This is a genomic window from Polaromonas sp. YR568, assembly GCF_943369415.1.
Classification (GTDB): Bacteria; Pseudomonadota; Gammaproteobacteria; order Burkholderiales; family Burkholderiaceae_C; genus Polaromonas.
Genome location: NZ_CALRNF020000016.1, coordinates 89927 through 109413, shown reverse-complemented (window position 1 = coordinate 109413; position 19487 = coordinate 89927). Strand labels below are relative to the sequence as shown.

Below are 19487 nucleotides of genomic sequence, written 5' to 3'. Positions count from 1 at the left end.
CCGCGTGCTTTTTCTTCCGGTGCCGCGTCAATTTGGTCGTAGCCCTTGGCTTCGCCGCCGAACTTGGCCGCCAGAACCGTCGTGATCGCCGCCGTCAGCGTCGTCTTGCCATGGTCCACGTGGCCGATCGTGCCAACGTTGACGTGCGGCTTGGTCCGCTCAAATTTGCCTTTTGCCATTTTTCAACTCCAGAAATTTATAAAGAGTTACAAAACCAGTGACTCACTACAGCCGGCAACGACGCTTTGCGCGCCGCGCCAACTCAAAATATGGTGCCCTTTGCGGGAATCGGACCCGCGACCTCTCCCTTACCAAGGGAGTGCTCTACCACTGAGCCAAAAGGGCTTAAATTCAAAAAGCCAAAAGACTTAAAAACCTCTCACTGCAGTCCGGCGCAAGATCAACCAGCAGAGCCCGCGAACACCCCAAAACCGCAGTTTCGTGGAGCGGGAGACGGGAATCGAACCCGCGTCATTAGCTTGGAAGGCTAGGGTTCTACCATTGAACTACTCCCGCGCAGCTCTGCCAATTCAACTCACACCAACCACTCGCAGCTCAAAACCCGCTTTACGCGACTGCCTTGCACTGGCCGCTTGCCAAAAATCAACAAAATCTGGTGGATGAGGCTGGATTCGAACCAGCGTAGGCGTTAGCCAACAGATTTACAGTCTGCCCCCTTTAGCCACTCGGGCACCCATCCTTCAAGCGAACCTCGGATTATGCCACGGTTTTATGTCGAACGAAATGCCGGGGCATCGCAAAAGCATTAAAAATTGCCGTCGGGGCCCGCGCCATGACCGGCGCGGCTTTGCGCCTGTCAAACTAGGCCCATGAGCGACGCACCCTCCCCTTCCTCGCAGCCAGAAGCGGCTTCCCTGCGCCGGGTCAACCTGGCATTGCAGGGCGGCGGCTCCCACGGGGCGTTTACCTGGGGGGTTCTGGACGCCCTGCTGCAGGACGAGCGCATCCAGTTCGACGGCATCAGCGGCGCCAGCGCGGGCGCCGTCAATGCCGTAGCGCTGGCGCACGGATTTGCCGTCGCCGCACATAAAGACAGCGGAACACCCAATCCCCGCGAAGCTGCCCGCGCGTCGCTGGCGCGGATATGGCAGGGCGTGGCAGCCATGGGCAGCTTGGGCTCCATGGCCGATGGGATCAGCAAAATGCTTCTGGGTGGCTGGCCCTCTGACAAAGTGGGCACTAACTTTTTCGGCAATACGATGAGCCAGTGGCTTTCGCCCTACCAGTCCAATCCGCTGGACATCAACCCCTTGCGCAAGCTGCTGCAGGCGGAAATCGATTTTCCCGCCGTCGCCGGCCTGCAATTGCCAAAGACTTTTGTATCCGCGACCCATGTGACCACGGGTCGGGCCGAGATTTTCTCGGGCAAACGCCTGACCTTGCAGTCCGTGATGGCCTCCACATGCCTGCCGACACTGTTCCAGGCGGTCGAGATCGACGGGCAGCCCTACTGGGACGGGGGCTTTTCCAGCAACCCGTCCCTGCTGCCGCTGATCAGCGAGTGCAGCAGCCGGGACATCATCGTGGTGCAGATCAACCCCTTGCGGCGCCCGGAGGTTCCCCACACGCCGCACGACATCATGGATCGCGTGAACGAGCTGACCTTCAACGCCAGCCTGCTGTCGCAGATGCGCACCATCGATTTCATCAACCGCCTGCTGGCCGACGGGCGCCTGCAGGAGGGCGTGAAGTACAAAAGCCTGCTGCTGCACCGCATCGACGGCGGGGAGGCCCTGGAAGACCTGCCTTCGTCGAGCAAGATGTCGGCCGATGGCGCGATGATTGAAAAGCTCTTTGAAATGGGCCAGGGCGCGGCCAAACGCTGGCTGCGCCGCCACTTTGAGGCGCTGGGCCAGCAAAGTACGGTCAATATCCGGCGCGACTATGTCGGCAGCCTTCCCCAAGAGTTCTAGCGGGACCGCTCGGCCCTTATTTAATTAGTGCTGGCGGCCGCAGCGCTAGCCTTTCTTGTGCGCGTCGCGCCACTCCCGCGCCTGCGAGAAATGGCCGCAACCGATAAAAGGCAGCGGCGGGCGCATGGCAGACAGCGGCGAGGGATGGTTGGCCACCAGCACCTTGTGGCGCTTCGCGTCGATCAGGGCCCGCTTGCTCTGCGCATGGGCGCCCCACAGCATGAAGACCACCGGATGGTCGCCGTCCGCCACCTGGCGGATCAGCGTGTCGGTCAACACTTCCCAGCCCTGGCCGGCGTGGCTCGCAGGCAGGCCTTCTTCCACCGTGAGGCAGGTGTTGAGCAGCAGCACGCCGTGCGTGGCCCACTTCACCAGGCTGCCGCCGGGCGTTGGAAAGGCGGGCGGCGGCGTGCCCAGGTCGCGCTGCAATTCCTTGAAGATGTTGCGCAGCGAAGGTGGCAAGGCCACGCCCGGCGCGACAGAAAATGCCAGCCCTTCGGCCTGGCCGCGGCCGTGGTACGGGTCCTGGCCCAGGATGACCACACGCACGTCTTCGGGCGGCGTGAGTTCCAGCGCGCGCAATGGCTGGGGAGGGAAGATCGTCGCGCCTTCCGCGAGCCGGCCTTGCAGGAAGTCCAGCAGCTTGCGGCCGGTGGCGCTCTCAAAAAAAGCCTCTGTGGTAGCGCGCCAGCCCGGTGCCACCGGCCAGTCGGCGGGGTCCGCGCTTGTCAGCTGGGTTGGTGTGCCATTTGCCGAGGTGCCGAGCGGAGGATTCATATGCGCCGCCTGTTCCTGTTTATTTAGTGGATGAATTTCCAAACAGCTGGGCCAAGGCCAGCCCCGGATCTTCCGCACGCATAAAGGCCTCGCCGACCAGGAAGGCATTCACGCCGGCGTCGCGCAGGCGCTTCACGTCGGCCGGCGTGGCGATGCCGGATTCGGTGACCAGCAGGCGGTCCGCCGGCACCTTGCCGAGCATCTCGATCGTGGTGTCCAGTGAGACTTCGAAGGTCTTGAGGTTGCGGTTGTTGATGCCGATCAGCGGCGTCTTGAGTTTGAGCGCGCGATCCAGTTCGGCCTCATCGTGCACCTCGACCAGCACCGCCATGTCCAGCGACATGGCCAGCGCCTCGAGCGACTTCATCTGCGCATCGTCCAGGCAGGCGGCGATCAGCAGGATGCAGTCGGCGCCCATGACGCGCGCTTCGTAGACCTGGTAAGGGTCCACCATGAAGTCCTTGCGCAGCACCGGCAGGCTGCAGGAGGCGCGGGCCTGCTTGAGGTAGTCGATGCTGCCCTGGAAAAACTGCTTGTCGGTCAGCACCGAAAGGCAGGCTGCGCTGAGCACGCCGTCGCCTTCGGCATAGCTTTGCGCGATGTCGGCGGGGATGAAATCGGCACGCAGCACGCCCTTGGACGGGCTGGCTTTTTTGACCTCGGCGATCACCGCGGGCTGGCCCGCCGCGATCTTGGCGCGCAGCGCGCCCACGAAGTCGCGCGTCAGCACGCGCGATTCGGCGTCTTCACGCATGAGGTCCAGCGGCTTGCGGCGAATCGCTTCGGCGATTTCCTGGCGCTTGACGGCGATGATTTTGTCGAGGATGTCGGACATGGTGTTCAGGCTGCCAGTTGTTGGGTGGTGGAAATGAGCTGCTGCAGGCGGGCCTTGGCCGCGCCCGAGTCCAGCGCCGCCCGGGCCAGCACGATGCCGGCCTTCATCGAGTCGGCCACATTGGCCGCATACAGCGCCGCGCCGGCATTCAGGATCACGATGTCGCGCGCAGCGCCGGGCTGGTTGTCCAGCACGCCCAGCAGCATGGCCTTGGACTGCTCGGGCGTTTCCACGCGCAGCGCGCGGTTGCTGGCCATCGGCATGTCGAAGTCTTCGGGATGGATTTCGTATTCGGTGATTTCACCGTTCTTGAGCTCACCGACCACGGTGGCCGCGCCCAGGCTGACCTCGTCCATGCCGTCCTTGCCGTAAACCACTATCGCGTGTTCGGCGCCCAGGCGCTGCAGCGCGCGGATCTGGATGCCCACCAGGTCGGAATGGAACACACCCATGAGGATGTTGGGCGCGCCGGCCGGGTTGGTCAGCGGGCCCAGGATGTTGAAGATGGTGCGCACGCCCAACTCCTTGCGGATGGGCGCGACGTTTTTCATGGCGGGGTGGTGGTTGGGCGCGAACATGAAGCCCACGCCAACCTGCTCTATGCACTTCGCGATGGCTTCCGGCGTCAAGCCGATGTGGATGCCCAGCGACTCGATCACGTCGGCGCTGCCGGACTTGCTGCTGACGCTGCGCCCGCCGTGCTTGCTGACCTTGGCGCCGGCCGCCGCCGCCACAAACATGGAACAGGTGGAAATATTGAATGTGTGCGAGCCGTCGCCGCCGGTGCCGACGATGTCGACCAGGTGCGTTTTGTCGGCCACATGGACCTTGGTGGAAAACTCGCGCATCACCTGCGCCGCGGCGGTGATCTCGCCTATGGTTTCTTTCTTGACGCGCAGGCCGGTGATGAGCGCGGCCATCATCACGGGCGACATCTCGCCGCTCATGATCAACCGCATGATGTGCAGCATCTCGTCGTGGAAGATTTCGCGGTGTTCAATGGTGCGCTGCAGCGCTTCCTGCGGGGTGATCTTGTGGGGATGAGGCATGAGTGTTCTCCTGTCGTTCTTATGAAGGCCGCATCAGCGGGCCGGATTGTCGGAAGTCGCAAGCTTGAGTCCGAAGCCGATGAACATCAGGCCCGCACCCCGCTCCAGCCAGTGCATGCCGCACTGCACCGCGCTCACCCGCCTGGCGAGCCAGGCCGCCGCCAGGGCCCAGCCGAAGTTGACCCACAGGCCGTTGAAGTTGAACAGCAGGCCCAGCAGCAAAAACGCCAGCGGCTTGTTCGTCATGTCCGGTGTGATGAACTGCGGCACAAAGGCCAGGAAGAACAGCGCCACCTTGGGGTTGAGTGCATTGGTCCAGAAGCCCTGGAAGAAGATGCGCTTCAAGACGGGGGCGGCCGAAGCGTGAACCTCATGAGCCACGATATTCATGGCGGACGGCTCGCCGGCGGCGGGCGCTTTGGCCAGCAGCATGCGCAGCCCGACATACACAAGATAAGCCGCGCCGGCCCACTTGAGGACGGTGAAGGCCGTGGCGGAAGCCGCCATCAGGGCACTGACGCCAACGGCCGCTGCGAAGATGTGCACAAAGCACCCCGCCGTGATGCCCAGCGCCGCGACCATGCCGGCGCGCGCACCCGAACGCAGGGCGTGGGTGACGATGTAGAGCACGTCGGGGCCGGGCGTGAGGTTCAGCAACAGGCCGGCGGCGATGAAAAAGAGCAGATGGTGCAGATCCATGATGGTCTTTCAGCGTAAAACGTCGAAGCGTGAAGCGCTCAGGCTTTGAAGAATTTCCGGATCACGGCCACGGCGCGGTCCACGCCGTCGGCATCCACATCCAGGTGGGTTACGAAGCGCAGGCGATACAGGCCCGTGGCGTGTATGCCATTGCTGCCCAGGTGCTTGAGCAGGGCCGCCGATTGCTCGCGCGCCGCGCCCGTCAGGTCGACAAACACGATGTTGGTCTGCGGCGCTTCGACCTGCAGGCCTTCGATGCCGGCCAGGCCGTCGGCCAGGTGTTTGGCCAGCGCATGGTCCTGGGCCAGACGCCCGACGTGGTGGTCCAGCGCGTGTGAGGCCGCAGCCGCCAGCATGCCGGATTGGCGCATGCCGCCGCCCGCCATCTTGCGGATGCGGTGCGCCCGCGCGATGAACTCGCGCGAGCCGCACAGTGCCGAGCCGACGGGCGCGCCCAGCCCTTTGCTGAAGCAGACGGAAACGCTGTCAAAGCAGCCGGCAATACGCCTGGCTTCCGCCAGCGCACTGCTGCCGGTTTGCGCAGCCTGCGCGACCGCGGCGTTGAACAGCCGCGCGCCGTCGAGATGCCGGCTCAGGCCGTGCTTTTTCGCCAGCGCGGTGGCCTGCTGCACATAGTCGAAGGGCAGCAATTTTCCGCCCAGGGTGTTTTCCAGCGCCAGCAGGCGTGTGCGCGCGAAATGCGCGTCGTCGGGCTTGATGGATGCCTCGATCTCGTCCAGGGACAGGGTACCGTCGCTGTGGTGGTTCAGCGGCTGCGGCTGAACGCTGCCGAACACCGCCGCGCCGCCGCCTTCCCAGCGGTAGCAATGCGCCATCTGGCCGACGATGTACTCGTCGCCGCGCTGGCAGTGGCTCAGGATGGCGCAGAGGTTGCTCTGCGTGCCGGTGGGCACAAAAAGCGCGGCTTCGAAGCCCAGCAGGCCGGCGATTTTTTCCTGCAGCGCGTTGACGGAAGGGTCGTCGCCGAACACGTCGTCGCCCAGGGGCGCGGCCAGCATGGCCTCGCGCATGGCGGCCGTGGGCCGGGTGACGGTGTCGCTGCGCAGGTCTGTGAAAGCTTGGCTCATGCGGTTTGCTCCAGAAAGTTTTTCAGCATGGCGTGGCCGTGCTCGGTGAGAATGGATTCGGGGTGGAACTGCACACCCTGGATGGGCAGTTCCTTGTGGCGCACGCCCATGATCTCACCATCGTCTGTCCAGGCCGTGACCGCCAGGGCATCGGGGCAGGACGATTTCTCAATCGCCAGCGAGTGGTAGCGGTTGACGGTGAACTGCTCGGGCAAGTCGGCGAACACGCCCTGCCGCGTGGTGGTGATCACGCTGGTCTTGCCATGCATGAGTTGCTGGGCGCGGATGATCTTGCCGCCGAAGGCCGCGCCTATCGCCTGGTGGCCCAGGCAGACGCCCAGGATGGGCAGCTTGCCGGCGAAGTGCTTGATCGCCGCGACCGAAATGCCGGCTTCGGCCGGCGAGCACGGCCCGGGCGAGACCACCAGCAGGTCGGGCCCGCGCGCGGCGATGTCCGCCACGCTGATTTCGTCATTGCGAAACACTTCGACCTCGGCGCCCAGTTCACCGAAGTACTGGACGATGTTGTAGGTGAAGCTGTCGTAGTTGTCGATCATCAAGAGTTTGCTGCGCTTCATGTTCAGGCCTCCTGGCGCAGGCGCTTGAATTCGCCGCGCTCAAAGTCAATGGATGCGGCAATCATGGCGCGGTAGGCCGCCTCCATGACGCCTTCGGGGGCACCGGCCTCGCGGGCCTGCGCGCGCACGCGGTCGACGATGAATTCGATGCGCACCTTGTCGACGATCTCGCCTGCGCTTTGTTTGATGCGCGCCGCCTGGGCGACGTAAGCGCTGCGCTCGGCAATCAGCGCCGCGATGCGATCGTCGAGCGCGTCGATGTTGCGGCGCACGTCGGCCATGGTGTGGCAGTGCTCAACGGGTGGATGGACAGCCGGGCTCATTCCAGGCCCTCCTCGACGAGTTCGGACGCCCGCAGCAGAGCGCGCGCCTTGGCTTCGGTTTCCTTCCATTCAAGCTCAGGCACCGAATCGGCCACCACGCCGGCAGCCGCCTGCACATAGAGTGTCTGGTCCTTGATGATGCCGGTGCGGATGGCGATGGCCACGTCCATGTCGCCGGCATAGCTGAGGTAGCCGCAGGCGCCGCCGTAGAGGCCGCGCTTGGTGGGCTCGAGCTGGTCGATGATTTCCATGGCATGGACCTTGGGCGCGCCGGTCAGCGTGCCGGCCGGGAAGGTGGCCTTGAGCACGTCCATATTGGTCATGCCGTCCAGCAATATGCCTTCGACGTTGCTCACGATGTGCATCACATGGCTGTAGCGCTCGACGGCGAAAGCCTCGGTGACCTTCACCGTGCCGGTCTTGGCGATGCGGCCTATGTCGTTGCGCGCCAGGTCTATCAGCATGACGTGCTCGGCGCGCTCTTTCGGGTCGTTGACGAGTTCGTGCTCGACGGCCTTGTCGGCTTCGGGCGAAGAAGCACGCGGGCGGGTTCCGGCGAGCGGCCGGATCGTGATTTTCTGGCCTTCGCTGACTTGTTCCTGGCGCACCAGAATCTCCGGCGAAGCCCCCACCACATGGAAGTCGCCGAAGTGGTAGTAATACATATAGGGCGAAGGATTGAGCGAGCGCAGGGCGCGGTAAAGGCTCAGGGGCGATTCGGTATAGCGCTTCTTGATGCGCTGGCCGACCTGCACCTGCATGAAGTCGCCGGCCTCGATCAGGCGCTTGGCTTTCTCCACGGCGGCGATGTAGTCGGCCTTGGCGAAATCGCGCTCGGCCGGGTAGCCCTGCGAAGGCTTGACCACCGGCGCGCTGACCGAGTACTTGAGCTTTTCCCTGAGTTCGCGCAGCCGCTTCTTGGCGTTGGCATAAGCCTCGGGCTGGGCCGGGTCGGCGTAGACGATCAGGTAGAGCTTGCCCGAAAGGTTGTCGATCACCGCGAGTTCCTCGCACTGCAGCAGCAGGATGTCGGGGCAGCCCAGGGTGTCGGGTGGGCAGCTGGCTTCGAGTTTTTTCTCGATGTGGCGCACCGCGTCGTAGCCGAAATAGCCGGCCAGGCCGCCGCAAAACCGCGGCAGGCCGGGCCGCAGCGCGACCTTGAAGCGCTTCTGGTAGTCGGCGATGAAGTCCAGCGGGTTGGCCGCCGAGGTCTCCACGACACGGCCGTCCGTCACCACCTCGGTGACCCGGCCGGCGCCGAAGCCCGAGGCACGTACCAGCGTGCGGGCCGGCAGGCCGATGAAGCTGTAGCGGCCGAAGCGCTCGCCGCCGACGACCGATTCGAGCAGGAAGCTGAATTTGCCGCCGTCTTTGGAATGCGCGAGCTTGAGGTAAAGGGAAAGAGGCGTTTCGAGGTCGGCAAACGCCTCCGCCATCAGCGGGATGCGGTTGTAGCCCTGGCCGGCCAGGCTTTTAAATTCGAGTTCTGTGATCACGTGGATTCCTTCGCGAGGAGGCAAGGCGCATAGGGGCGCCGCCGCCTGTCATTCAAAATTCCCCGATAACCGGGGCCGGGATGCTCCCGCGGGCTGCGGGAAAGCATCGAGAGGAAAGGGGGTGTCGCAGAACCTGCGGCAAGTGCGCGGACCGATGGCAGCGCTTCAGCGTGCCGGCCCGCATGCGCCTCAGGCGAGCGAGAAATGACAGGTACGCCAGGGCCAGGCTCCCCGGTCGCCACAACCTGTTTGAATGATGCGATGTATGAACATGAAGGGCAAAGTGTAGCAAACAGCAAAGAGCCTCCAGGCGCCCTTGGCAAAGTTACAACAACTGGTACCAAGGCCTATCGCAAACCCTGTTGTAAGGATCGGTAACTGAATTGAGAATGAGCTTATAAAAAAAGAACACTCGTTCTATTCCACCACCTTTGGAGAAGACAAGCCATGACTTTGACCACACGATGCATGGCCGGCCTTGCCGGCTTGATGCTTTCATTCGGCGCCCTCGCCGCACCCATGGAGGTTTCGGGCGTCAAGCTCGACGACCCGATTGAGGTTCAAGGCACCAAGCTGCAGCTCAACGGCGCCGGCATTCGCTACAAAGCCGTGTTCAAGGTCTATGTGGCCGCGATGTACCTGCCCAAAAAGGCAGCCACCCCCGATGAGGTCTACGCCATGCCCGGGGCCAAGCGCATCAGCATCACGCTGCTGCGCGACATCGACTCCAACGAGCTCGGCAAGAGCTTCACCACCGCCTTCACGGAGAACGCACCCAAGGCGGAAATGTCCAAGCTGATCCCCGGCCTGATCAAGATGGGCCAGCTCTTTGCCGACCAGAAGAAGCTGGTGGCCGGCGAAGGCTTCACCATCGACTGGATCCCCGGCACCGGCACCATCATTTCAGTCAAGGGCAAACCGCAAGGCGAACCCTTCAAGGAAGTCGAATTCTTCAACGCCCTGGTGCGCATCTGGCTGGGCCCCCAGCCCGCCGACTGGAAACTCAAGGACTCCTTGCTGGGCAAGACGAACTGAGCGAGCTGAGGTCACGCGGCTTCACACGATAGACGGGGCGCAAGCCCCGTTGCCGTTTCCGCCCTGTCATTTTTGAAAGCACAGTTCGGCCATCGAGTCGATAAAACCGTCAGCGTCCACATCGCGCACCGGCTCGCCGTGGTTGTAGCCGTAAGTCACCAGCAGCACCGGGCAGCCTGCGGCCCGCGCGGCTTGCGCATCGTTGCTGGAGTCGCCGATCATCAAGGTGCGGGCGGGCGCGGTGCCCAGCGCCTCGCAGGTCTTGAGCAGCGGCAGGGGGTCGGGTTTTTTGCGCTCAAAGGAATCACCGCCAAAGACTTCGCTGAAGAAGCCGTCCAGGCCCTTGAGCTTGAGCAGCTGGCGCGCCATGGCCAGCGGCTTGTTGGTGAGGCAGGCCAGCTTGAGCCCGGCTTGCTGCAAGCTGTGCAGGCCTTCCAGCCCCCCGGGGTAGACCACCGAATGCCGGCCGTTGATGGCGGCGTAGTGGTGCTGGTAGCTCGAAAAGGCCTGGTCGTAGCGCGCCGGTAAATCGGCCGCCGCGTGTTCAAGCACCGCCCTCACGAGATTCTCCGAGCCTTTTCCGACCATGCGGCCCACGGTCGCCGCGTCCAGCTGGTGGCGCGCCCGGCCCGGCGTGTGCAGGTCGGCCAGCATGGCGTTCACGGCGGCCACGAAGTCGCCCAGGGTATCGACCAGCGTGCCGTCGAGGTCCACCATGACAGCGTCGAAATTTTTCAGGTTCAAGACTATGGAGTTCAAAACAAGGCCATGGCGTTCAAGACAGGTGCTGCATCTTAAACGGAGCTTGTTTTTCAATGAGGCGCGAACACCCGCATGCGCGGAAGCCGGCCATGGAGGCCGGGAAAGACTGCCTACGCAGCCCCCAACGTGAAGTAGAACGTGCTGCCTTGGCCGACCGCGGAATGGGCCCAGATCTTGCCGCCGTGGCGGGCGATGATGCGGTTGACTGTGGCAAGGCCAATGCCGCTGCCTGGAAAATCCTCGGATGAGTGCTGGCGCTGAAAAACGCTGAAGAGCTTGTCGGCACGCGCCATGTCAAAGCCGGCGCCGTTGTCCCGGACAAAATAAATGGCCTGCAGATCCACGTCCAGTTCCTTGCCGACATGAATTTCCGCATCGGTTTTCCTGGAACTGAACTTCCAGGCGTTGGCAATCAGGTTCTCCAGAACCTGGCGCAGCAAGGCCCTGTCGCCCTGCACCAGCAGCCCGGGCTCGACCGTCACATGAACGATGCGAGCCGGATCTTTTTCCAGGCATCGTGCAAGGATGCTGTTCGCATCCGCGCTCAAGTCCACCGTCTCCCAATTGACATTGGCACGCGACAACTGGGTCAGCGACAGCAGGCCGTCGGTAAGTTCAACCATCTGCCGAACTCCACTTCGTATGCGATCCAGGTAGTGGTGTACACGATCCCCGGTATTCGGCCGATCCAGCTTCTGCAACAGGGCGCAGTAACCGTCAATGGTGCCCAACGGAGAACGCAGATCGTGTGCCACGGAATAGGAAAATGCCTCGAGCTCCTTGTTGGCGGCTTCCAGCTGGAGGGTTCTGCGCTGAACCTGATTTTCAAGATCGGCGTTGAGCCTGAGAATCTCCAGTTCGGCGCGTTTTCGTTCGCCGATATCGCTGATGCTGCTCACGAAGCCGTATGGAGTGCTCGATATCCCGTCGAACAACGGCCGCACGTTGGTGCTTCCCCAGAAAACGCTGCCATCCGGCTTGAGGCAATGCATGATCGCATTCGACTGGGCCAAACCGGTTCGCCTGGCAAGGGCCGCCGGCCGATCCCTCTCGAGAATGATGGAACCATCTTCGTTCAGTGTCTGCCAGTCTGCCGCGACCGAAATCATCCCCTTGAGCTGGTCCAGGGTCTTCCCGAACATGTATTCCGCACTGGCGTTGCAGTCGATGATTTTCCCCTCCGCATCACGCACCAGAATGGCTTCGGCAAGCACGGCCACTACAGCGCGAAAGCGTGCTTCACTGGTACGCAGCGCCGTCTCCGCCTCTTTACGCGCGGTGATGTCGGTGCCGACACCGCGGTAACCGGTGAATTTTCCACCGGCATCGACAACAGGTTCTCCGCTGATGCTCAGTATCCGCAAGCCGCCGGGGTTCTCGCACTCGAACTCAAAGCCGCGAAACGTCTCATGCCTCTCGAGTTGCGAGCGATGCGCAATCCAGGCGGCATCGTTGGCCGGGTGGTCTGAAATCTCCCAGCGGGTCTTGCCGAGGGATCCGGCAACCGTGGTTTTGATCTCGCCTCCGGCGCCGCCCGACAGCAGCGTGAAGCGAAACTCCTCATCGAGTTCCCAATACCAATCAGAGGAGAGTTGGGTCAGGCTGCGAAAGCGCATTTCGCTGTGCCGAAGGCGTGCCGCCGCCGCCTGGTTCGCCGTCATGTCCTCGGCCACCACCAGGATATGGGTGACCACGCCGCGGTCGTCCTTGAGCGGGACCTTGCGCATGTGGACATGGATGGCGCCGCGATGCCGGGTCAAGGCAATACAGTCGGGGAAGTCCTGCATGACGCCCTGCTCAATCAGCTCGAGATCGGCGGCGTGTATGCGGTCCGCATCCGCCTTCGGCCAGAGCTCGTGCACCGTGCGTCCGAGCGCCTCCCTGCTGCTGACCCCGTACAGGGCTTCAGCGGCCTTGTTCCATAGGATCACCTCATGGCGCCCGTCTCGCACCGACTTCAGGTGAAAGGCAATCGGGATGCTGTCGACAATGTCGTCAAGAATGCGAAACGCCCGCCGTTGCACCTGCTCCGCGCGTTTGCTTTCGCTGATGTCGCGCGTCGTCCCCCGATAACCGATGAACCGGCCATTGCCGTCAAACAGGGGAACACCGCTGATCGAAAAATAGCGCAGCGATTGGCCTTCCAGTTCACGCATGTACTCGAAATCGCGAAAAGGCTGGCGCGCATCAAGCACCGCGCGGTGCTCGTCCCACGACATGCCGAGCGGCGTGATTCCGGACAAGTCCCAGCGGTAACGGCCAACGGCGGATTCGAGCACGGCGGCGTCCAGCTTGCCGGTGTCCTGTTCGGTGTAAAAGCCGGTGAAACGGTGGTCGCAATCCTGCTCCCAATACCAGTCCGCTGAAATGGCGGCGAGGCTGCGCAAGCGCTGGGCATTGTCTTCGGAAGCCTGCAAGGCAAGCTTTAATCCGGTCAGTTCAAGCGCCTGGGCCTCCGAGCGCTCGACAGCCTGAATCAGCGTCTCGTCGCGGTTCATTTCGCAACCTTTGGGGTATGGACCATGCGCGTTTGACGGAACGAAGCGCAAGGGAACGGCGGCGGTTCACGCAGCGATGCGGACGATGCGTTTACTCCAGCGCAACGCAGGCCGCGTTCGCTAAATGCGGGGTGGATTTTGTCGCCCCTTATGCCGTGCATCTGACGAATTTTCCACATGCACCAGTATGCGCCTGCTTTCCGGCGGATCGGCAATACCCTTGCCCGCAAGTTACCCACCGCACAGACAACAGCAATCGAGCCCCCGTAGACTGCGCTCCCCTTTAGGCAAATTTGGGAGGTGCGAACAGTGCATATTTCGGAAATCACGAGTCTCTGGCTTCTTGCCGGGGTGGTCGCCGCCCTGGTCATGGTCGCCGCCGTCTGTGCGGCAAAGGACCGGAACGCAACACAAAAACTCGACAAACAGCGCGACAGCCTGGCCCACGACAGGGCGGATTTTGACAAGCGGGTACAGCCGCCCCGCGATTAAGAGCCCGGCTTTCTGCGTTACGCTAGCGCCATGCCCGGGTAATGAGCCGCGCAGGGCATGCCTATTCAACCGCGGCCAGGCACGTGACGGGAACGCCATGAATCCTTTTTCTCCAGACAGCCGCAAGCAGACGGCCCGACGGCTGGCGGTGGCCTGCACCGCATTGCTCGCCGCCGCGGCGCCGGGGCCGACGCTGACCCAGCCGGCAACGCCGCCGCTGGCCGCCGTGCCACCCGGCGCCAACACCTTTGAACGGCTCGCAACCGGCGCCGGAATCACCAGTTGCTCCAGGGCCCTGCGCACACTGGGGCCGGTGCTGACCGGGCCGGAAGGCGGTTATGCGGTGATGCTGATGGCCAATCGCGTGGCGCCGGCCACCTCGACCTTCTCGGCCTCGATTGAAAAGAACGGGCCCGCGGGAACGACCCTCGTCAGCGCGTTTTTCAGCCCCGGCCTGATGGGCGGCTGCGACGTCGGCTACGACACCGTCAGCACCTGGAACAAGTCCTGCCAGGACGTCGCGGAGCAGGATTTCCGCTATGCGCAGCCGCTCAACGTGATAGGCCGCAACATCAGCGTCCTGCCGTATTCACCCACCCACCATGTGTACCTGATCAGGATGCCGGGCGGCTGCGTCAGCATCAACAAGGAAATGCTCTATCCCTGAGCATCAGGGGCCGCGCGCGGCCGGCTGTCAACGCGTCAACCCGGCCTCGCGCCGGGCCGCGCCTTGATCGCGCGGCGCAGGCTGTCCAGCAGGCGCTGCTCGTCCAGCGGTTTGTCCAGCCAGCCCGCAATCCCCAGCGACTGGTTGGCGGCATGCTGGCGCGCCTCCGCGGCGGTGACCGACAGCACCAGCACCGGCAGGCGGGCCGTGCGTTTGTTCGCCCGCATGCCGCGTATCAACGAGAGCCCGTTTTCATAGGGCAGCTTGATGTCCACCGTCATCGCCGCGTAGGACTCCATCTTGAGGTAATCGCGCGCCTGCTCGGCGGTGTGCGCCATGTCTGCGTCGTAGCCGCCCTTGTCGAGCATCATGCCGATAAGCTTGGCCACGTCCGGATCGTCTTCGCAGACCAGCACGCGCGGGCGCGCGATCTCGTAAAGCCCCATGGGCGCCGTGACCGGCGGCGCTTCGCGCCACAGGGGCAACTCGAAGAAAAATGTCGTGCCCACCTGGTCTTGCGTCGTGAAGCCTATGCTTCCGTCCATGCGCTCGATGATGGCCTTGGAAATGCTCAGGCCCAGGCCGGTGCCGCCTTTTTGGCGCGTGTCGGATGAGTCGGCCTGGGAAAATTTCTGGAAAATGCGCTCGCGGAATTCATCCGGAATGCCGGGGCCGTTGTCGCTGATCTCCACCCGGGCGCGTCCGCCCTGCGTGTGCAGCGCCACCTGCACGGCGCTTCCGGGCAGCGAGAACTTGATCGCATTGGACAGCAGGTTGGTCACCACCTGGATCAGGCGGTCGCTGTCGACGCAGACCCGCACCGGCGCCCTGGCGTTGTGCAGGACCAGCTTCACGCCGTGCTGCTCCGCAAAGCCTTCATTGGCGGCCAGGGACTGCTCCAGCAGGGGCTCCAGTTCCGTCGCCTGCAGCTCGAAGCGCATGTTGCCGGATTCGATTTTTTCGCTGTCCAGGATGTCGTTGATGAGCCGGATCAGGCGCTCGCAGTTGTTTTTGGCGATGCCCACGAGGTTCCTGGCCTGGGCCGGCAGCTCGCCGGTCACGCCGCCCCAGACCAGCCCGAGCGAGCCGCGTATCGAGGTCAGCGGCGTGCGCAGCTCATGGCTGACGGTGGAGACGAACTCCGTCTTCATGCGGTCTATGCGCTTGAGCTCGGTGACGTCGTTGCCCAGCGAGGAGAAGCCGATGATGGTGCCCTGCTCGTCGCCCTCGCCGTAGCGCGGGAAATAGTTCATGACGTACTCGCGCCGCTCGCCGGCGGGGGTCGTCTGCTCGCGCTCGTAGCGCACGGAATAGCCGGCGAGAGCCTCCTGCACGTGGCCCTTGACCTGGCCGTACAGCTGAGGCCCCAGGACTTCCAGCATGGTCTTGTTGTGTATCTGCTCGTGCTGCAGGCCGAAGACCTCTTCATAGGCGCGGTTGTGGAACTGGAAGCGCTCTTCCCTGTCGACATAGGCGATCAGGGCCGGGACGGCGTCGGTCAATTCCCGCAACTGGGCCTCGCTGTCGCGCAAGGCCTCGCTGATGCGGTTGCTTTCGGTGATGTCGTGAATGATGGCGGTGAAGAGCCTGCGCCCGCTCACGTTCACGTCGCCGAAAGACACGTTCACCGGAAACTCGACGCCGTCGTGGCGCAGGCCCAGGACCTTGACGTCCCATTCGCGAAAGCCGCGGTGGCGACTGCCCAGGCTGGCGAAGAAAGCCTTGAAGCCCATGCGATAGCGCGTGGGCAGCAGCATGGCAACGTCCTTGCCCACGAGGTCGTCGAGCCGGTAGCCGAAAAGATGGCGCGCGGCGCTGTTGGCGTTGACGATGATGCCTTCTTCGGTAGCTGTCACCAGCCCTTCGGCCATGCTTTCGGTCACGGCTCGGCTCATGGCTTCGCTGTCCGAAAGCCTGGCTTCAATGCGGCGGCGCTTTTCCTGCGTCTTCGAAATCATCTGTATCGCCCAGCCGAACACGCTCAGGCACAGCAAGCCGCCCAGCAGGATGAGTTGCTTGACGGTCTGCGCGGTCTGCCGCGTTTCCTCTTTCGAACGTTCCAGGGCCTGTGACTCGGCCAGCTTGATGCGGCCCACCAGCGCATCGATCTCGTCGTGGAGCTGCCGGTTCGGGCCGTTGCCGACGATGGCCGCTGCCGCCTCAGGCCCTTGCTGCTGCCGGGCGGCCGTGGCCCGCTCCATGAATTCGAAGCGCCGGGTCATGGCCTCCTCGAGCGCGCCCCAGTCCGGGCTTGCGCCGCTTGCGGTGCGCCCGCGCTCCAGTGCCTGCCGGCTCAACACGAGGGACTGCCGGTAGGCCGCAAGATCCTCGTCGGCGTTGGTCAGCAGGTGTCGCCGGTGCGAGGACTCGGCCGTCTTGAATTCCGAGATGACCTGCTCAAGCAGCAGCATGGTTTCGCGGGCCCGCGTTTCGCTCTGCGTTCCGCTGATCAGCGAGTTGATGGTGAGGTAGGAGGCGGCAATGCTCAGGATGATCAGGATCATCCCGATGGCCAGGGCGACATTGATGGTCGCGCGGGAAGGCAGCTTCATGGCGCTTGAGCCGGCAGGCCTGGGTCACAGGAAAAGCGGCTCATCTGGCCACGCCGCGCTACTGCGAACCCAGCACGGTGCGAACCGCCTGAAGCAGCGACTCAGTCTCCACCGGCTTGGTGATGTAGGCGTCGGCGCCGCTGGCCAGGCCCTTGAGGACGGCCTCGCGGGTCGCCTTCGCCGTCAGCATGATCACCGGGACGTCCTTGAGCTGCGGGTGCGAGCGTATGCGCAGCAGGATGTCGAAGCCGTCGGCGTCGGGCAGCATGACGTCCAGCAGCACCAGGTCGGGAATCGGCGGCTTGCGGAATTCGGCCACCACCTCGGCGCGGCTTCCGGCGACCCGGACATCAAAGCCTTCGAAGGTCAGGTAGTGGTGCAGGAACTTGGCCAGGGTCGCTTCGTCGTCGACGACGATGGCCGACAGGCGCTCGCCCGGCGCGCGCACCCGGGGAGTGCCTCGCTGGCGCGCAATGCGCACGTAGTAATTGGACTTTTTGAGCGAAGCCGCGCAGGCGTCGGCTTCGGCGTCGGCGGCCGTCAGCGCCGCCGGGCTCAGCTGGAATTGCATCGTGATGGCGAACGGGTCCACCTGGACCAGGGCCACCAGGCCTTTGGCCAGCAACAGGCCCATGGTGCTTTCGATCATCGCGGCGTCGGCGCCGCCGACACTCTGGCGGATCTGGGCGATGGACAGGATGCCGTCCAGGCGCACCAGGAGTTCGAGTTCGGTGGGCGAAATCGTGGTGGCGGCGCTGCGCAGTTCCTGCTGGCCTTTGGGCGTTACTGCGAAAACGTCGTTGTAGTGCACGGTGTAGCTCCTTTCCCGAATAAGGGGCATGACATGCGCCTGGGCGCCCTGTCTGATTCTAATGGTCCGCGTGCGGGACTTGAGTGTGAGGGCTCGCTCAAACGGCGCGCACCCGCATGACGAAGATACACCAAGTGGGCCCGCCGGGCATTTAAGGGGTTTACCCGGGGGCCGCCGGCGGCAGGCCTGAGCGCAGCGCCGTCATCAATTCCGCCAGCGATGCCTCCATGCGCAGCAGCAGTTCGTCGATGCGGGCACGCGGCGCGTTGGCGTGAAGCGCCTGCTCCAGCGCATCGGCGTCGAGCGGCAATTGGGTGGCGCCGATTTGCGCCGCGACCCCGCGCAGCGAGTGCGCAAGCAGTTCAGCCTCCTTCAGGTCGCCGGCCTGGAGCGCCTCGCGGATGCGCGCCGGGGCGTCCGTGCGGCCGTTCATGAAGCGGCGCAGCATCGAGAGGTAAAACCCTTTCATGTCCATGGCCCGGCTCAGTCCCAGCGCCACGTCCAGCCCGGCGATGCTGTCAGGCAGCGCGGCTTCTTCCGGGTCCGCCGCATCCGCCGCCCGCACGGCGGCAAGGCGCGAAGCCGGCGTGCTTGCGGCGGCGGGCGCCTCCAGGCTGCCCAGCGCCTTGCGCAGTTCGGCGGCGGCGTCCACACGCTGCGCGGGCGTGAGGCGGCCCACATCGATTTCCAGACGCATGCCCGGGCGGTCGCATTGAATCATCCCTGCCGCGCCGGCCGGCGCAAGCGGTGCCTGGCGGACCGCATAGACCGTGATGGGCTCGGAAAATCCCTTGGCGAGCACCGGCTTGCGCGCTTCGACTTCGATGTCGTCCTGCACCAGATCGTGGGTGTCCCGGGACATCAGGATTTCGCCGGGCTCCGCGGCCTGCTCCAGCCGGGCCGCCAGGTTCACTTCGCGCCCGATGATGGTGTAGTCCATGCGCAGGTTGCTGCCGAAGTTGCCCACGTCGCAAAAGCCGGAATTGATGCCGATGCGGATTTCGAAGGCCTTGTGGATGCCCATGTCCTTCCAGCGCTGCTGCAGCTCGCCCATGCGTTGCTGCATGGCGACGGCCATCCTGACGCATTGCACCGCATCCTGCCGCGGCCCCAGGGTGTGGGGGTCGCCGAAGAAGATGACGATGGCGTCGCCGATGAACTTGTCCAGGGTGGCGCCGTATTCGGCGGCGATCTGCGACATCTCCTCGAAGTAACTGTTGAGGAGAAAGGTAACTTCCTCCGGCTGCCACTGGGCCGTGGAGGCCGTGAAGTTCTTGATGTCCGAGAAAAACACCGTCAGGCGCTTGCGCTGGGTCTGGATCTCGGCCTGGCGGGAGCCGTCGAACAGCGACTGGTAGACCTGCGGCGCGAGGTAGCGCGACAGCTGCTCGGACAAGGTCTTCAGGCGCTTGGCATTGGCGCTGCGCTCCAGGTGCAGTCGCACGCGCGCCAGCAGCACGGGCGGGCTGATGGGCTTGGTGATGTAGTCGGTGGCGCCCAGGTCCAGCCCGAACTGCTCTTCTTCCACGCTGCCGAGCGCGGTCAGGAAGATGACCGGGATGTCGGCCGTGCGCGGGTCGCGCGCCAGCCGCCGCATGACCTCGTAGCCGTCCATCCCGGGCATCATCACGTCGAGCAGGATGATTTCGGGGCGCTTGTCGGACAGCGCGACCTGCAGGCCTTCTTCGCCCGAGGCGGCGGCCGTCACGTCATAACGATCCTGCAGCAGGGTGACGAGAAAATACCGGATGTCCGCCGTGTCGTCCACCACCAGGATGCGGGAGCGGCGCAAGGGGCGCGGCCCGCCTTGCGGCTGGTTCACAGCTTCCATCATGCGGCTCCTCCATCTGAATGTCGGTGGCCGGCGTCCGGCATGGCCGGTTACCGGGAC

18 protein-coding genes and 3 tRNA genes are annotated in these 19487 nt (G+C 64.0%); 4 read left to right on the top strand and 17 right to left on the bottom strand.

What is annotated here, in order from left to right; translation table 11 throughout:
* The 4 genes from ACLV74_RS12220 to ACLV74_RS12205 form a co-directional block, all read right to left on the bottom strand.
* Positions 1 to 179 (bottom strand): GTP-binding protein (locus ACLV74_RS12220; protein WP_411879669.1); only part of this gene is annotated, 179 nt, incomplete at its 3' end.
* 91 nt (positions 180 to 270) lie between these two features.
* A tRNA-Thr gene (locus ACLV74_RS12215) sits at positions 271 to 345 on the bottom strand.
* A gap of 97 nt (positions 346 to 442) precedes the next feature.
* A tRNA-Gly gene (locus tag ACLV74_RS12210) sits at positions 443 to 516 on the bottom strand.
* Between the two features lie 98 nt (positions 517 to 614).
* Positions 615 to 700, bottom strand: a tRNA-Tyr gene (locus ACLV74_RS12205).
* Positions 701 to 830: 130 nt separating this feature from the next.
* On the opposite strand from ACLV74_RS12205, the gene ACLV74_RS12200 reads away from it, so the two are divergent.
* Positions 831 to 1934 (top strand): patatin-like phospholipase family protein, encoded by a 1104-nt coding sequence (locus ACLV74_RS12200; protein ID WP_411879662.1) that lies wholly within the window; start codon positions 831 to 833, stop codon positions 1932 to 1934.
* A 45-nt stretch (positions 1935 to 1979) separates the two neighbouring features.
* Here ACLV74_RS12200 and ACLV74_RS12195 read toward each other — a convergent pair whose 3' ends face one another.
* From ACLV74_RS12195 to trpE, 8 genes are read right to left on the bottom strand one after another with little or no spacing between them, the layout of a single operon-like run.
* Positions 1980 to 2711 carry a uracil-DNA glycosylase gene (locus ACLV74_RS12195; RefSeq protein ID WP_411879661.1) on the bottom strand — a complete coding sequence of 244 codons (732 nt, stop codon included), beginning with the start codon at positions 2709 to 2711 and terminating at the stop codon, positions 1980 to 1982.
* 19 nt (positions 2712 to 2730) lie between these two features.
* Positions 2731 to 3546, bottom strand: coding sequence for an indole-3-glycerol phosphate synthase TrpC (gene trpC, locus ACLV74_RS12190; protein ID WP_411879660.1), 816 nt, complete (start codon positions 3544 to 3546; stop codon positions 2731 to 2733).
* Positions 3547 to 3551: 5 nt separating this feature from the next.
* Positions 3552 to 4595, bottom strand: a complete 1044-nt coding sequence (gene trpD / locus ACLV74_RS12185; RefSeq protein ID WP_411879659.1) for an anthranilate phosphoribosyltransferase — start codon at positions 4593 to 4595, stop codon at positions 3552 to 3554.
* 33 nt (positions 4596 to 4628) lie between these two features.
* Positions 4629 to 5297, bottom strand: coding sequence for a LysE family translocator (locus ACLV74_RS12180; protein ID WP_411879668.1), 669 nt, complete (start codon positions 5295 to 5297; stop codon positions 4629 to 4631).
* A 35-nt stretch (positions 5298 to 5332) separates the two neighbouring features.
* Positions 5333 to 6382, bottom strand: a complete 1050-nt coding sequence (gene ltaE, locus ACLV74_RS12175) for a low-specificity L-threonine aldolase (RefSeq protein ID WP_411879658.1) — start codon at positions 6380 to 6382, stop codon at positions 5333 to 5335.
* Complete coding sequence (locus ACLV74_RS12170; protein WP_411879657.1) at positions 6379 to 6960, bottom strand: anthranilate synthase component II; 582 nt, start codon at positions 6958 to 6960, stop codon at positions 6379 to 6381. Before ACLV74_RS12170 ends, ltaE begins: the two co-directional genes overlap by 4 nt.
* A 2-nt stretch (positions 6961 to 6962) precedes the next feature.
* Entirely contained in the window at positions 6963 to 7283 is a 321-nt protein-coding gene (locus ACLV74_RS12165) for a chorismate mutase (RefSeq protein ID WP_411879656.1), read from the bottom strand.
* Entirely contained in the window at positions 7280 to 8779 is a 1500-nt protein-coding gene (gene trpE / locus ACLV74_RS12160) for an anthranilate synthase component I (protein WP_411879655.1), read from the bottom strand. The genes ACLV74_RS12165 and trpE overlap by 4 nt, the downstream gene beginning before the upstream one ends.
* A 447-nt stretch (positions 8780 to 9226) precedes the next feature.
* On the opposite strand from trpE, the gene ACLV74_RS12155 reads away from it, so the two are divergent.
* Complete coding sequence (locus ACLV74_RS12155) at positions 9227 to 9814, top strand: chalcone isomerase family protein (protein ID WP_411879654.1); 588 nt, start codon at positions 9227 to 9229, stop codon at positions 9812 to 9814.
* A gap of 66 nt (positions 9815 to 9880) precedes the next feature.
* Here the strand turns inward: ACLV74_RS12155 and gph are convergent, their stop codons facing one another.
* On the bottom strand, positions 9881 to 10531 hold the full coding sequence (gene gph / locus ACLV74_RS12150) for a phosphoglycolate phosphatase (RefSeq protein WP_411879667.1): 651 nt from the start codon (positions 10529 to 10531) through the stop codon (positions 9881 to 9883).
* Between the two features lie 155 nt (positions 10532 to 10686).
* On the bottom strand, positions 10687 to 13074 hold the full coding sequence (locus ACLV74_RS12145; protein WP_411879653.1) for a PAS domain S-box protein: 2388 nt from the start codon (positions 13072 to 13074) through the stop codon (positions 10687 to 10689).
* 309 nt (positions 13075 to 13383) lie between these two features.
* Here ACLV74_RS12145 and ACLV74_RS12140 point away from each other — a divergent pair, with 309 nt between their 5' ends.
* Complete coding sequence (locus ACLV74_RS12140) at positions 13384 to 13566, top strand: hypothetical protein (RefSeq protein WP_411879652.1); 183 nt, start codon at positions 13384 to 13386, stop codon at positions 13564 to 13566.
* A 97-nt stretch (positions 13567 to 13663) separates the two neighbouring features.
* On the top strand, positions 13664 to 14233 hold the full coding sequence (locus ACLV74_RS12135) for a hypothetical protein (RefSeq protein ID WP_411879651.1): 570 nt from the start codon (positions 13664 to 13666) through the stop codon (positions 14231 to 14233).
* Between the two features lie 35 nt (positions 14234 to 14268).
* Here the strand turns inward: ACLV74_RS12135 and ACLV74_RS12130 are convergent, their stop codons facing one another.
* The 3 genes from ACLV74_RS12130 to ACLV74_RS12120 all read right to left on the bottom strand — a co-directional run bounded on the left by ACLV74_RS12130 (position 14269) and on the right by ACLV74_RS12120 (position 19430).
* A complete protein-coding gene (locus tag ACLV74_RS12130) occupies positions 14269 to 16785 on the bottom strand; it encodes a PAS domain S-box protein (protein ID WP_411879650.1) in 2517 nt (838 codons plus the stop codon).
* A 58-nt stretch (positions 16786 to 16843) separates the two neighbouring features.
* Positions 16844 to 17626, bottom strand: a complete 783-nt coding sequence (locus ACLV74_RS12125; protein WP_411879649.1) for a response regulator transcription factor — start codon at positions 17624 to 17626, stop codon at positions 16844 to 16846.
* A 130-nt stretch (positions 17627 to 17756) separates the two neighbouring features.
* On the bottom strand, positions 17757 to 19430 hold the full coding sequence (locus ACLV74_RS12120; protein WP_411879648.1) for an adenylate/guanylate cyclase domain-containing protein: 1674 nt from the start codon (positions 19428 to 19430) through the stop codon (positions 17757 to 17759).
* Positions 19431 to 19487 lie beyond the last annotated feature (57 nt).

Excerpts from the sequence above, each read along its gene's own strand:
- ACLV74_RS12170 (WP_411879657.1), bottom strand. The coding sequence starts at position 6,960 with ATGAAGCGCAGCAAACTCTTGATGATCGACAACTACGACAGCTTCACC.
- ACLV74_RS12195 (WP_411879661.1), bottom strand. The coding sequence starts at position 2,711 with ATGAATCCTCCGCTCGGCACCTCGGCAAATGGCACACCAACCCAGCTG.
- ACLV74_RS12165 (WP_411879656.1), bottom strand. The coding sequence starts at position 7,283 with ATGAGCCCGGCTGTCCATCCACCCGTTGAGCACTGCCACACCATGGCC.
- trpC (WP_411879660.1), bottom strand. The coding sequence starts at position 3,546 with ATGTCCGACATCCTCGACAAAATCATCGCCGTCAAGCGCCAGGAAATC.
- ACLV74_RS12125 (WP_411879649.1), bottom strand. The coding sequence starts at position 17,626 with ATGCCCCTTATTCGGGAAAGGAGCTACACCGTGCACTACAACGACGTT.
- ACLV74_RS12155 (WP_411879654.1), top strand. The coding sequence starts at position 9,227 with ATGACTTTGACCACACGATGCATGGCCGGCCTTGCCGGCTTGATGCTT.
- trpD (WP_411879659.1), bottom strand. The coding sequence starts at position 4,595 with ATGCCTCATCCCCACAAGATCACCCCGCAGGAAGCGCTGCAGCGCACC.
- ACLV74_RS12200 (WP_411879662.1), top strand. The coding sequence starts at position 831 with ATGAGCGACGCACCCTCCCCTTCCTCGCAGCCAGAAGCGGCTTCCCTG.
- gph (WP_411879667.1), bottom strand. The coding sequence starts at position 10,531 with ATGGTGGACCTCGACGGCACGCTGGTCGATACCCTGGGCGACTTCGTG.
- ltaE (WP_411879658.1), bottom strand. The coding sequence starts at position 6,382 with ATGAGCCAAGCTTTCACAGACCTGCGCAGCGACACCGTCACCCGGCCC.
- ACLV74_RS12120 (WP_411879648.1), bottom strand. The coding sequence starts at position 19,430 with ATGATGGAAGCTGTGAACCAGCCGCAAGGCGGGCCGCGCCCCTTGCGC.
- ACLV74_RS12145 (WP_411879653.1), bottom strand. The coding sequence starts at position 13,074 with ATGAACCGCGACGAGACGCTGATTCAGGCTGTCGAGCGCTCGGAGGCC.
- ACLV74_RS12135 (WP_411879651.1), top strand. The coding sequence starts at position 13,664 with ATGAATCCTTTTTCTCCAGACAGCCGCAAGCAGACGGCCCGACGGCTG.
- ACLV74_RS12130 (WP_411879650.1), bottom strand. The coding sequence starts at position 16,785 with ATGAAGCTGCCTTCCCGCGCGACCATCAATGTCGCCCTGGCCATCGGG.